This is a genomic window from Zafaria sp. Z1313, assembly GCF_050563205.1.
Lineage (GTDB): Bacteria > Actinomycetota > Actinomycetes > Actinomycetales > Micrococcaceae > JAZDCJ01.
Map to the genome: position 1 here is coordinate 168,990 of NZ_JBNWUK010000006.1, position 11,642 is coordinate 180,631.

An 11,642-nucleotide genomic window follows, 5' to 3' on the forward strand; every position below is an offset into this window, starting at 1 on the left:
CGGAGACGGAGCGTCGACCGCCGCGGGAGCCAACGCGGGGCGGAGGCCCCGCACCACCCCCAAGCGTGTGGTGCGGGGCCTCCGCGGGCCGGGATCGGCGTGCCGCTCAGCGCACGACGATCGTGATCGCCCGGTTGGCCCGGTCGACCGTGACGCGGTCCCCCCGGGCCGCGTCCGCGGGCGCCGTCCCCACGGCGCCCTCCTCCGGCCCCGGATCGAGGGAGTCGTCGCGGCCGGAGCCGCTGCCCTCGAGGGTCTGGCCCGTTTCCTGCTGCCCCGACGATTCGTCGAGGGCACCGGTGGCCGTCCCGGGTTCCGCCGCCCCGAGCGGGAACAGCGGCGCCCCGGGCCGCCAGAAGGTGTAACCCCAGTTCACGGACCAGGAGTAGGACCAGCTGGCCCGCGTCCCGTTGGCCCGGAACAACAGGTTCGTGAAGCGGGCGTCGTGTCCGCTGCGCGCCAGCATCACGGGTCCCGGGTTGCCCTGGAACGTGAACTGGTCCCGCACGGCGCCGGTCGTGGAGTGGGACCGGAACGTGAGGCCGTTGAGCCGCACGGTGTTGATGCCGGGGTTGAACATCCTGATCGAGACCCGGATGTAGGCCTCCTGGCCGGAGCCGAGGAACACCGGCGTCACCTGGATCGAGGACCAGATCCGCGAGGCCGCCTCGAGCGCCGCCCGGGCGTCGATCCGGCCGAATCCGAAGTGCTGGTCCCGGCCGGCGGTGCCGAGGTCCCGGGCGGTGAGCTTGATGATGTCCTCGACCTCCCAGGAGCGCAGCGCCGGATCCACCGCGAGGATCAACGCCATCAGCCCTGCCACGTGCGGGGTCGCCGACGAGGTGCCGTTGAAGGTGTTGATGTAGTTCCCGGCGCCGTAGCCGCCGGCCCCCATGATGTCGGTGGTCGGGATCTTCACGCCCGGTGCCACGACGTCGACCTCGGGGCCGTAGTTCGAGCCCCACCAGTTCTCGCCGTCGAGGCTCGTCTTGCTCTTGCGCTGGTCCCACTGGTTGCTCGCCCCGACGGCCATGAAGCCGCGGATGCCGGGGGAGAGGCGGGCCGGGTAGCCGACGCCGAGGACGTCGCCGTTGCCCGTGGCCGCGGCGATCACGGTACCCCGCCCCCCGCGCCCGGTGGTCTGGGCGTAGACGAACGCGTTGGTGACGACCGTGCTGGCGCCGCTGCCCCAGGAGTTGTTGAGCACGTCCGCGCCGAGGTCCACGGCGCGGCGGATGCCCGCGGCGAGGATGGCGTCGGTCGTGGACCAGAAGCCTCCGCCGATGCCATAGGCGACGCGGATGTGGCGGATGCGGCTGTTCGGTGCGACGCCGGCGACGCCGCGCCCGTTGTGGGCCGTCGCGGCGGCGATGCCCGCGCAGGCGACGCCGTGTCCGTCGGCCGGGTTCGGCGTCGGATCGTTGTCGTTGAAGCGGGCGTCGAATCCCGGAGCCAGGACGTAGTCCTCGTGGGCGTTGCCGCCCTCGTCGATGACGGCGACCGAGATGGTGGAGCTGCCGCGCGAGATGTCCCAGGCCTCCGGGCAGCGGATCTTGGCGATCCCCCATTGGGCGGACAGGAGCGGGTCGTTCGGCGTGAACGCGGGTCCCGCCTCGTCGTGGACCGCCCCGTTGAGCCGGGCGAGCTCCTCGAGCTCGTCGACGGGGGCGGAGAGCCGCGGCTGGAGCCTCACGAAGTTCGGGACGGCGTAGTCGACGGCGTCGAGCTCGTGCAGCTCGTTGGCGATGGCGACGGCCGAGTCCTGCTCGCGGAGGGTGCGGACCAGGAGCGCGCCGGGCTCCGGGTAGTCCGCCTGCACGGTCTCGAGGTGGTGCTTCTTGAGCAGGCGCGCGGCGTCCGTCTCCTGGGCGGTCTTGACGATCAGCTCGCCGTTGTCGACGAGGGCGGCCGGCGCGTCCACGCCGTCGTCCTCCGCCGTCTCGTAGACGTCCGGCCCGGTGGCGTCGCCCGCGGCACGGGCGGCCGTCGCCGCGGTCGCCGCGCCGTCGACCTTGAAGACCACGAGGTCCTGGTCGGGAACGCGGAGGACCTGGACGGGCTCCTGCGGATCGGTGGAGGCGGCCGCGGACCGTTGGGCCAGCGACTCGGCCTCCTCGGGGGTCGCTCGGACGGCGACGAAGTGCGACGACGGGACGAGCGGCACGCGCTCCCCGTCGGCGTAGTAGTAGGCCGGGGCCTGCGTGGTCTCTGGCATGGCGCTGCTCCTCTAGCTGCTCCTGGTGCGCCGCGTCTTTGCGTCGCACCAGCTAAGAGGGGCCTCCGCGGTCCCTGATACAGGAAGTGCCGACTTTCTTTGGTCTGCAGATCCTGTGGGCTCCCGAGCCGGAGCCGCGCATGATCTGCACTCCAAACCGGCTCAGCCCACCCGCCAGCCGGAGCCGAACCACGCGAAGCTGCCGTCCAGCATGCCATCGGCCGCGGCGGCGAGCGCCGACGGCCCGTCCTGTCCGGCGGCGAGGCGCGAATGCAGCTCGGGCATCAGGCGCGCGGCCACGTGGTCCGGGACGTCGGTCAGCGGCGCCACGACGGCCTTCACCCCCATGGCCAGGAGACTCGAGGTGAGCCCCAGGGCCTCGTCGCCGGGCCGCAGCCGCCCGCGCCCGGCGCCGCACGCCGACAGCACCACGAGCGAGGCCCGGATCGGCACCTGTTCGAGCTCGTGCGCGAACAGCGCGCCGCCGTGCAGCCGCAGCGAGGAGAACAGGGGGCTGTCCTCGCGGTGCCGCCCGTGCGCGGCGAGGTGGACGACGTCGTACGCGGCCAGCGCCGCCGTGACCGCGGCCGGCTCCGCAGGGATCGTCAGCGCCCCGGGCCAATGGCCCGCGACCCGCGCGCATTCGTGGCGGGCCAGCGCCAGCCCCGGGCCGGCGGCGACGGCGACGCGGGGCGGCCGGCCGAGTTCCGTGCGGCCCGCGTCCCACGCGCCGACGGAGCGGCTCAGCGTCACGCCCCGGCCGCGCAGGCCCGGCAGCATGCCCCACGGCAAGCGGGCCAGCGCCCCGCTGGGGACCACGACGATCGGCCCTTCGGCGACCGGGCCGGGCAGGATCGCGTCCTCGAGCCGGGCGAGGGAGTCGCCGAGGGAGGACAGCACGACGGCGGCGAGCGGCCCCGCGGGTGCCTGCGCCGCGGCGGCCGCATCGGCGACGGCTCGGTCCACGAGCTCGGTGATCCGGGGCCGGTCCCCGAGCCGCTCGAGGCGGGCGGGCCGCCCCGGTTCCACGGCCACGACGTGCAACGCGTCCCCGGCCCAGAAGTAGCTCAGCACGCTGGCCGGCCCCCACGCGGCGCGGGAGAGGCGCGGCCCGGGCCCGGCCCGCGCCTCGGACCGGCCGGACCAGTAGTGCTCGCGCAGACGGTGTTCGATCCCCGCGGCCTCGGCCCGCAGCCGCCCCGCCTCGGAGGGCCCGGCCGTGCGGACCTCCTCGTGGTGCCGGCGCAGGCTGGACCACAGCCCGGCGACCCGTGCGTCGCCCGGTGGGTGCACGGAAGGGACCCCCTGGAGGGCGTGGCGCCAGCGTTCGGTGGCGCGCAGGGCGGCCCACGCGTCGCCACCGGCCGCGGCCCGGGCGAGGTCGATCCGCATGACGGGCGCCAAGTGGACCGCGACGGCGGTGCGCAGGTCCAGGCTGGCCACGCCGGCCCGGGCGGCGGCCGTGTCCCGGGCGGCGGCTCGCAGGAGCCTCCCGCGGGCGGCGGGATCCTGCGCCGTCGCGAGCTGGGCGAGCACGGCCAGGATCCGCGTCGAGAGGTATGGCGAGGCGCGCATCCGCCGCAAGCGCGCCGCGGCGTCGGGCGGCAGGGCGGGGGAGTCCGACGCCGGGGCCCCGCCCGGGTGCCGCGCCGCGCCGAGGGCACGGGGCGGCTCGGGCGGCGAAGGGGTGAAGCCAGCGGGGTCGCCGATGGGGTCGCCGACGGGATGGCCGGGCCCGTCCGCACCGGAGGTGGCGCGGCCCGTGGCGATGAGCGCCAGCGCGATGGCCCGGTCGGCGAGCCACGGCCTGCCGGCGTGGCGCGCCGCCGCGGCGAGGGCGGTGGCCTGGGCGGCGAGCAGGGCCGGATCCATGGACTCGACGGGAGCGGAGCCCAGGAGCAGGGCCTCGAGCCGGACGGCCTCCGCCTCCTGGGCGCGGGCGTCCTCGCCGCGCTCGGTGGACTCGGCCACGACGGCGGCGGCGAGCCGGACGGCATCGGCGGGGCGGCCGGCGAGCACCGCGCAGCGCGCCTGGTCCAGCCGGGCCTCGCCGCATTCCGCGGCCAGCCCGGCGTCCCGCAGTTCGCCGACCGCCTGCTCGATCAGCGGTGCGGCGTCCTCGACGAGCCCGGCCTCCATCAGCACGCGGGCACGGTCGTGGCGCGCGACGGAGCGGTCGACCTCGACGTCCAGCCCGTCCGCCTCCGCCATGATGCGCAGGGCCGCCGGCAGGTCGCCGCGCAGGTACTCGACGAAGCCCAGGTTGTGGAGGGCCATAAAGCGGTAGGCGGGCAGGGCGTCGGAGAGCCGGGCGGCCTCCCGGAGATCGTCGGCCGCCTCGGCGAGGGATCCGGTGCGGGAGCCGATCGTCCCCTTGTTGAGCAGGAGCCGCACGCGGTCGTCGACGGGCAGGGATCCGGAGAGTCCGACGGCGGGGCGCAGCTGGCCGAGTGCCGCGTCGAAGTCCCCGGCGCGGGCCAGCAGGACGCCGGATTGGATGTGGGCGAGCGCGCGGACACCGTCGCTGCCGGCGGCGGCCGCCTCGGCGCTCACGGCGCGGATCGCCGCCAGCGCGGCGGGCAGCCCTTCTTCGTCGCACGTGAGCCACGATTCGGTCAGCCGGATGCGCCAGCCGAGCTCGCGCGCGGCCAGGGCCTGATCTCCGGCTCCGCCGATCTCGTCGTCCCGGCCGGCCCCGCGCCTTCCGCCGCCGGCGCTCCTGCCGACGCCGCCGCCGGGCCCGCGGCCGGAACCGGTCAGCGGCTCCGCGCCCGCCGGAGGCCAGGATTGGCGCAGCCTGCTGCGCGCCTCGTCCAGGTGTGCGCGGGCCTGGGGCAGCCGGTACTGGGCGATCGCCGCCCGCGCGGCCTGGTACGCCTCGTCGGCGGCGGCCAGCGGGTCGGTGGAGGGCATCTCAGAACTCGATCACCGGCGTCATCACGGGCTTGCCGCCCGGTTCGGCGGGGTGGAGCAGGAACCGCAGCGGCCCGCGGGGGACGTCCCGCCAGACCAGCCGGCCGTGGGCGTCGGACGTGGTCCAGTGCGCCGTGGTGCCGGAGATGAGCGCGACGTCGATGCCGCCCCCGGTGACCCAGCCGTCGATCCGCAACGCCCCGGCGTCGTCCTCCGCCGTGCGCAGCATGAGCTGCAGTGCCGAGCTCGTGAACGTCACCGTGTCCGTGGGGCTGGCCTCGCCGGCCCGAAGCGCCAGGTGCGCCCCGTCCAGGAGCGTGGCGATCTCGGCGTCGACGGCCGCGAGCGAGACCGCGAAGACCACGTCGTCGTCGAGGGACGCCGGGGGCGGGTCGGCGGCGTCGTAGAGCCGGGCGATGTCCTGGAGCAGGGCCGCGTCGACGGCGTCGAGGGGGGAATCGTGCTCGTTCATGAGGGGCTCCAGGAGGGATCGGCGGCGAGTGAGGCGCGCAGCGCCGCGAGGCAGCGGCCGCGGGTCGGGCCGATCGACCCGACGGGGATGCCGAGTGCCTCGGACAGGGACGCGTAGTCGGGCGGGCCGCCACGGCTCACCACCCGCAGGATGGCCTGGCAGCGCGGCGTCAGGCGGGACACGTGCGTCCAGAGGACGCGTTGCGCCTCGTGGCGCAGCAGCGCCTCCGCGGGACCCGGCGCCGGGTCCCCGGGGGCCGGCCCGCGGCGGCCCGCCCCGTCGTCGTCCGCGTCCTCCCACGGCAGGGAGCGGCGGCGCTCGCGGCTGATCCGCCACGCCTCGCGGCGCACGGTGGTGCCGAGCCACGCGAGCACGGTGCGCGGATTCCGCACGGTGTCCGCCTTGTCCACGAGCCGCAGCCACGCCGTCTGCACGACGTCCTCCGCATCGGCGCGCTCGAGCCCGCACGCGCGCGCCACGTGCCACAAGGTGGGGTTCAGCAGCCGAACGAGCGGCTCGATCCGCCCGCGGCGGCCGTCCTGGAACGCCGCGAACAGCTCCGCGGCCTCCTCGACGAGGCTCGTGGTGGCGGTCATGGCCTCTCCCAGTCCAGCGTGTGGGCGAGGGCGTCCCAGGCCCGGTCCAGGCGGGCGGCGACGTCGACGGCCGTGGAGTCGAGCAGCCCGGCGGCCAGCTCGGCGGCGAGCACGGGGGCCGCGAAGGACGTGCCGCTCCAGACGCCGAAGCCGCCGGAGAAGTCGTCCGGATCCAGTGTGGCCCGGCGTGGTTCCACCTCCCGCAGCGCCGCCGACATCTGCAAGTGGCCGCGCAGGTGGATGGGCATGGTGGAGACCAGGGCGGCGCCCGGCCGGTGGCACGCCACCCACGCGCCCGCGTTGCTGAAGTACGCCACCGAGCCGTCCGGATTAAGCGCCCCGACGCCGACGAGGGGCGCGAGCGCCGGGTCGGCGGGGCCGTCGCAGAACCCCGCCGGGAACATCGGCGCCGTCGTGGAGTTGTTCCCGGCAGCGGCGACCACGAGGACGCCGAGCCGGCCGAGGTCCTCGAGCAGGGCGCGCAGCGGGGCGTCCGCGAGCCGGTCCCGCGGCTCCTCGTGGTAGTAGCCCAGGGACAGGCTGAGGACGTCGACGAGGTCTTCGGCGTTGCCCGCGGCGAGGGCGTCGATCTGGCGCGTGCGCAGCGATTCGAGGGTGGCGATGAGGCAGGATTCGGCGACCACGCCGTCGTCGGTCATGACCGGGATGCCGAGGATCCGCGCCGCCGGGCAGAGCTGGCGGACCAGGCCCGCGATGAACGTGCCGTGCCCGGCGAACGGGAGCAGCATCCCGTCGAGCGGGTTGCGCACCGGCTCGGGGACCGCGGATCCCGGGACCGTGCCGTGGCGGCCCAGCAGCTGCCCGTCCGCATAGACCTCGGCGGTGGCGGAGGCCGGGTCGCGGAACCAGGGATGGTCCTCGAGCCCCGTGTCCGGGACCACGACGACCGGGGCCCGCTTGAACCGCGGGGCGTTCGCCGCCGGGTCCGGCAGGACGACGGCGACCGGCGTGCGGCCGCCGAGGCCCGGTGAGGCGTATCCCGTGGACGGCGAGCCGACTCCCGCGTAGTAGGGCACCCCGGCGTAGTACGGCACGCCCGTCCAGTCAGGGCCTCCCGACGCGTCCGCGCCGGGCTCGCCCATGCCCGCGTAGTAGGGGACGGCCGTCATGAGGTGGTCGAGCGAGACGCCGTCGGCGACCCTGGCGCGACGCAGGGCCGCGAGCAGGCGCCAGGCGTCGGCGTCGTCCTCCTCGGCGTGCAGGAGCAGGCGCGAGGTCTCGGTTGCGGGCCCGAGCGAGGCGAGGGGGTCGGCGGCGGTGGCGGGATCGCCGGTCCCGCCGCTGGGCGTGCGGCCGGGATCGCGGCGCCGGGACGGAACGCCGAGCGGCGTCGGCTCGACCTTGATCCCGAGCTTGCCGGCGACCTCGTTGATGGCGTCGATGCGGCCGGGCGAGTCTCCGGCGGGGGCGTGCAGGAGCAGCGCGTGCGCGACGTAGACGGTCGCGGAGCCGCCGGGCGCCACCGCCACGCGGGCGTTCCAGGCCGCGGCGACGAGCGGATCGAGCTGCGGGAACGGGTTGCCGGCGGTTTTCAGGCGTTCGGTCATGACGGTCCTCTCAGGTGGTTCCTGATACCTAGGAGGGCCCCGGGACCGCGGTGATACATCCCCCGGGGGTTTCCGCTGATCCACCCTGCCGCCATGATCCCACCGACGCGGCGGAGAGAACACCCCGCGTGGCGTCCCGGCGCTCGCGAGGCTACGCCCAGTCGATCGCGTCCAGGAGCTGCCGGCCCTCGGCCAGGTAGGCCCCGCGCTCGGCCGCCGGGACCATGGAGCCGCCCGTGGACCAGACCACGTGGTTCGCGCGGGCCATCCGGGCGTCGTCGAGCCCGAACGCCGCCCGGTAACCGGCGTCCGCGAGTACGCGCCACGGCCCGGGGAAGCCGGCCGTCGCGGACGGTTCGACGGCGATGCCCTCCTCGGCGTGCAGGAGCGCGACGAGCGCCTTGAGGCGTTCGTCGGAGACGGTCGCGAAGCCGTCGATGAGCCCCCCGACGCGCTCGCCGACGAGCCGCGAGGGCCGCCCCACGGCGAGCCCGTCGGCGGCCGTGCGCCCGTCGAGGCCGATGTCGGCCACGGAGATCCTGTCGTGCAGCCCCGTGCGGACGCCGAGCGACATGCAGGGCGCGTGCGTGGGCTCGGCGAACACGCAGTGCACGTCGTCGCCGAAGACCAGCTTGAGCCCGTAGGCGACGCCGCCCGGCCCGCCGCCGACCCCGCACGGGAGGTGCACGAACAGCGGGTGGTCGGCATCGACGTCGCACTCCAGGGCCCGCAGCTGCGCCGCGAGACGCGCGCCGGCCACCGCGTAGCCCGCGAAGAGGCTCAGCGAGGCCTCGTCGTCGACGAAGTGCACGGACGGATCCGCGGCGGCCTCGGCGCGCCCGGCGGCGACCGCGGCGGAGAAGTCGCCGGAGTGCTCGATCACCTCGACCCCGCGGGCGCGCAGGAGCTCCTTCTTCCAGGCGCGGGCGTCGTGGGACATGTGCACGGTGGTGGCGAGGCCGAGCTCCGAGGCGGCGATGCCGATGGAGAGCCCCAGGTTGCCGGTGGATCCGACGGCGATGCCGTGCCGGGCGAGGACCCCGCGCGCCGCCGGGGTGGTGAGCGCGCGGGCGTCGTCGCCGGGGCGCAGGACGCCGGCGACGACGGCGAGGCGCTCGGCGAGCTCGAGGACCTCGTGGATGCCGCCCCGGGCCTTGATGGAGCCGCTCACGGGCAGGGCGTCGTCGCGCTTGATCCAGAGCCGGCCCGGCAGTCCGCGGCCCAGGCGCCGGCCGAGCGCGGCCTGCATCCGCGGCGCGCCCTGGAGAGGGGACTCGAGGATGCCGTGCGTGGGACCCGTGTCCGCGAAGCGCTCGGCGAACCACGGCGCGAAGCGGCGGAAGCGGGCGCGGGCCGCCTCGACGATCGCCGGGTCCAGTCCGGACCCCGCCAGGACGACGCCGGTGCGGGCCGGCTCCGCGCGGAACCACGCCGTCTCCTCGGCGCGGGCGAGGGCCGCGACGACGGGGTCGGCGAGGAGGTCGGGAGGGGCGTCTTGCCTCATATCAAGATGCCCGTATAGTTGTAGGCGCAGGACGCGATTCGTCGCCTCCAGCCCATCCGAGCCCCCGCCCACGCGGGGGTTTCGAGTTTAAGGCGACCATAGGTACTCCCGTCGAGTGATCTTCTTGAGGTCTTTACGGATGGAGTTCAGGGCCTTGATCGCCTCGGGATGCCGCTCAGGCTGTTCATGGCGGATACGAGTCAAGAAGAACGTGGCAAGGTCAGCCGCTTGCAAGAGCCGGCTGTGGTCCGAGGGGCCGAAGTAGATGGTGTCGAGGAAGTTGGACAGCGTCAGCCGTGTGAACCCGTTAAGTGGCGCGCGGCGTAGCCCGGCGAAGCGCGTTCGGCTGTCCTTCGCCGTGTGGTGTTCGTCGGCGATCACCAAGACGTTTGGTCCCTTCCCGCCCTTTGAGCTGGTGTGCTCTTGCATGGACTCGAGGGACTGGCACACCGCGAGCACGTGGGGATCGTGCGCCACGGAGTAGCGTTGGCGCAGGGCGCGGACGTCGACGCCGCGGAGGAAGAAATCCGCGCCTGAGTCCCCCAGTGCCTTGGCCGCCAAACGGCACGCTCGAGTCCGGATCGGGATGGGGACGGACTTCCACGCTCCACGGACTTGGAAGACATCGGTGGCGTGGAACTCCGTCGTCGGATCGAATCCCGGGATCTGGTCGGAAATCAGCTGGCCGATTCCGTTCATCTGTTCCTCGATGAACCTGGCTTGATGTTCGGTGACGAGAAGGGACCGACGTAGTAGAAATTCCCCTTCGCTCCTCGGCTCGACTCGTCGAGGTACGCCAACAACATGGCTAGCTTGGCTCCTTCCGTCGAAGAGACAGTCACGTGAAGCGAATCTATCCGACGCGTCCGACAACAAGCCTGCGGCGGTGGTTCCCTCCGTCGTTGAGATGCGCCGCGTCGACGGACGCACGGGGCCGGATTCGTCTGGCCCGCGAGGGCGCTCAGTCCGCCGGACCCGGCCGTCCGGCGTCGTTCCCGGAATCGCGGGCGCGCGCCGCCCGGGCGCCGCGGGAGCGCAGTTCGTCGATCCCCAAGTAGGCCAGGAGGCCCGCCGCGCCGATGAAGGCGATCGTGGGCAGGGGCGAGCCCGCGGCCAGTCCGGTGAACGAGGCCGCGAGGACCAGTAGCCCGGTCACGGTGACGAGGATCTTGAGCCAGAGGGGTGCGGAGCGCATGGATCCATCGTTGCACGGGGCGGGTTCGCCGTCGGAGAACGGGGCGGAAAACTATTGGCACTCTCGAGGGTAGAGTGCTAAATTCGAGACAAGTTGAGCGCATGACGCTCAACTCTGGCGGAGGCCGAATCCGCCACCGAACCGCCGATGGCACGCACGGTGCCACACCACAGGAGTTGATCAACATGGCTACGAACTTCGATCCGTTCCGCGAACTCGACCGCATGGCCGGCGCGCTGCTCGACAACCGCCAGGGCCTGCGCGAGATGCCCATGGACCTCTACCGCCAGGGCGACCGCTACATCCTCGACGCCGACCTGCCGGGCATCGACCCCGGTTCCGTGGACATCGACGTCGACGGCCAGCTGCTCACCATCCGCGCCGAGCGCACGCTCTCGGGCGCGGAGGGCGTGAAATGGCTCAACCGCGAACGCCGCGGCGGCAGCTTCCTGCGCCAGCTCAACCTCGGCCAGGGCGTCGACACGGAGAACATCACCGCCCGCTACGAGAACGGCGTGCTGTCCGTGGTCATCCCGGTCCGCGAGAGCGCCAAGCCGCGCAAGATCGCCGTCCGGACCGGCGAGCACGCCGAGGTCGGAGAGCTCGCCGGCTCGGAGGCCTCCGAGCAGTAGGCCGCACTCCTGCCGAGCGGCGCATCGCCGCCCGGTCCGACGCGCCCGGTTCCGGCGGACCTCCTGGTCCGCGGGAGCCGGGCGCCCGCGTGTCGGCGCCGCCCGCCGGCCCCTCCCGGCATCCCTCCGCGACGACGACCCGGAGGGGGATCCCGGGGGCATGATGGGTAGGTACAGCGGACGGCCGGCGGCAGTGAGGGGCGTATGGAACGGAACGACGGCGGGCCGCGCCGGGCCTGGGGCGTCGCCGCGGCCTGCGTGGCGGCGGGCGGCGGGCTGCTGCATGTCGTGCTCTGGATGCACGGAGCGCTTGCCCCCGACCCCGGCTACGTGTTCCACGCCGGACCCTCGGGCCACGGCTGGATGCTCGTCACCTACGTCCTGACCGCGGCGGCCGCGGTGGGGATGCTCGCGCTCGGCGGGACGTTCACGGAGGGTGCGCGGATCGATCCCGCCGCATGCGCCCTCGAAGGCGATGCTTCCGGGCTGCTGCTCGTCTGCGGGGAGGAGTCCATCGCGATCCCTCCGGAAGGGTGATGCCGGCGGC

At 74.4% G+C, this 11,642-nt stretch carries 10 protein-coding genes; 2 read left to right on the forward strand and 8 right to left on the reverse strand.

Annotation, left to right across the window (positions count from 1 at the left end; genetic code table 11):
• Window positions 1–106: 106 nt before the first annotated feature.
• The 8 genes from ACQ3I4_RS08490 to ACQ3I4_RS08525 form a co-directional block, all read right to left on the reverse strand.
• A complete protein-coding gene (locus ACQ3I4_RS08490) occupies window positions 107–2,215 on the reverse strand; it encodes a S8 family serine peptidase (RefSeq protein WP_430633328.1) in 2,109 nt (702 codons plus the stop codon).
• Between the two features lie 162 nt (window positions 2,216–2,377).
• Window positions 2,378–5,128: a CHAT domain-containing protein gene (locus tag ACQ3I4_RS08495; RefSeq protein ID WP_430633329.1), complete on the reverse strand. Its 2,751-nt coding sequence runs from the start codon at window positions 5,126–5,128 to the stop codon at window positions 2,378–2,380.
• Window position 5,129: 1 nt separating this feature from the next.
• Window positions 5,130–5,600: a hypothetical protein gene (locus ACQ3I4_RS08500; RefSeq protein ID WP_329861130.1), complete on the reverse strand. Its 471-nt coding sequence runs from the start codon at window positions 5,598–5,600 to the stop codon at window positions 5,130–5,132.
• Window positions 5,597–6,196: an RNA polymerase sigma factor gene (locus ACQ3I4_RS08505; protein WP_430633330.1), complete on the reverse strand. Its 600-nt coding sequence runs from the start codon at window positions 6,194–6,196 to the stop codon at window positions 5,597–5,599. Before ACQ3I4_RS08505 ends, ACQ3I4_RS08500 begins: the two co-directional genes overlap by 4 nt.
• A complete protein-coding gene (locus ACQ3I4_RS08510) occupies window positions 6,193–7,764 on the reverse strand; it encodes a S8 family serine peptidase (protein ID WP_430633331.1) in 1,572 nt (523 codons plus the stop codon). The genes ACQ3I4_RS08505 and ACQ3I4_RS08510 overlap by 4 nt, the downstream gene beginning before the upstream one ends.
• Before the next feature lie 151 nt (window positions 7,765–7,915).
• The gene (locus ACQ3I4_RS08515; protein WP_430633332.1) at window positions 7,916–9,268 is read right to left on the reverse strand and encodes a D-serine ammonia-lyase; all 1,353 of its coding nucleotides are present in this window, start codon (window positions 9,266–9,268) and stop codon (window positions 7,916–7,918) included.
• An 87-nt stretch (window positions 9,269–9,355) separates the two neighbouring features.
• On the reverse strand, window positions 9,356–9,967 hold the full coding sequence (locus ACQ3I4_RS08520; protein WP_430633333.1) for a DUF3800 domain-containing protein: 612 nt from the start codon (window positions 9,965–9,967) through the stop codon (window positions 9,356–9,358).
• Window positions 9,968–10,229: 262 nt separating this feature from the next.
• Entirely contained in the window at window positions 10,230–10,463 is a 234-nt protein-coding gene (locus tag ACQ3I4_RS08525; RefSeq protein WP_329861122.1) for a hypothetical protein, read from the reverse strand.
• Between the two features lie 185 nt (window positions 10,464–10,648).
• Between ACQ3I4_RS08525 and ACQ3I4_RS08530 the strand changes: the two genes are divergently transcribed.
• Window positions 10,649–11,095: an Hsp20/alpha crystallin family protein gene (locus ACQ3I4_RS08530; RefSeq protein ID WP_329861121.1), complete on the forward strand. Its 447-nt coding sequence runs from the start codon at window positions 10,649–10,651 to the stop codon at window positions 11,093–11,095.
• Between the two features lie 204 nt (window positions 11,096–11,299).
• Window positions 11,300–11,632, forward strand: coding sequence for a hypothetical protein (locus ACQ3I4_RS08535; RefSeq protein ID WP_430633334.1), 333 nt, complete (start codon window positions 11,300–11,302; stop codon window positions 11,630–11,632).
• The last annotated feature ends 10 nt before the right edge of the window (window positions 11,633–11,642 follow it).

Bases quoted from the DNA above. Each gene is read 5' to 3' on its own strand.
- ACQ3I4_RS08490 (WP_430633328.1), bottom strand. From the start codon at position 2,215: ATGCCAGAGACCACGCAGGCCCCGGCCTACTACTACGCCGACGGGGAG.
- ACQ3I4_RS08495 (WP_430633329.1), bottom strand. From the start codon at position 5,128: ATGCCCTCCACCGACCCGCTGGCCGCCGCCGACGAGGCGTACCAGGCC.
- ACQ3I4_RS08500 (WP_329861130.1), bottom strand. From the start codon at position 5,600: ATGAACGAGCACGATTCCCCCCTCGACGCCGTCGACGCGGCCCTGCTC.
- ACQ3I4_RS08505 (WP_430633330.1), bottom strand. From the start codon at position 6,196: ATGACCGCCACCACGAGCCTCGTCGAGGAGGCCGCGGAGCTGTTCGCG.
- ACQ3I4_RS08510 (WP_430633331.1), bottom strand. From the start codon at position 7,764: ATGACCGAACGCCTGAAAACCGCCGGCAACCCGTTCCCGCAGCTCGAT.
- ACQ3I4_RS08515 (WP_430633332.1), bottom strand. From the start codon at position 9,268: ATGAGGCAAGACGCCCCTCCCGACCTCCTCGCCGACCCCGTCGTCGCG.
- ACQ3I4_RS08520 (WP_430633333.1), bottom strand. From the start codon at position 9,967: ATGAACGGAATCGGCCAGCTGATTTCCGACCAGATCCCGGGATTCGAT.
- ACQ3I4_RS08525 (WP_329861122.1), bottom strand. From the start codon at position 10,463: ATGCGCTCCGCACCCCTCTGGCTCAAGATCCTCGTCACCGTGACCGGG.
- ACQ3I4_RS08530 (WP_329861121.1), top strand. From the start codon at position 10,649: ATGGCTACGAACTTCGATCCGTTCCGCGAACTCGACCGCATGGCCGGC.
- ACQ3I4_RS08535 (WP_430633334.1), top strand. From the start codon at position 11,300: ATGGAACGGAACGACGGCGGGCCGCGCCGGGCCTGGGGCGTCGCCGCG.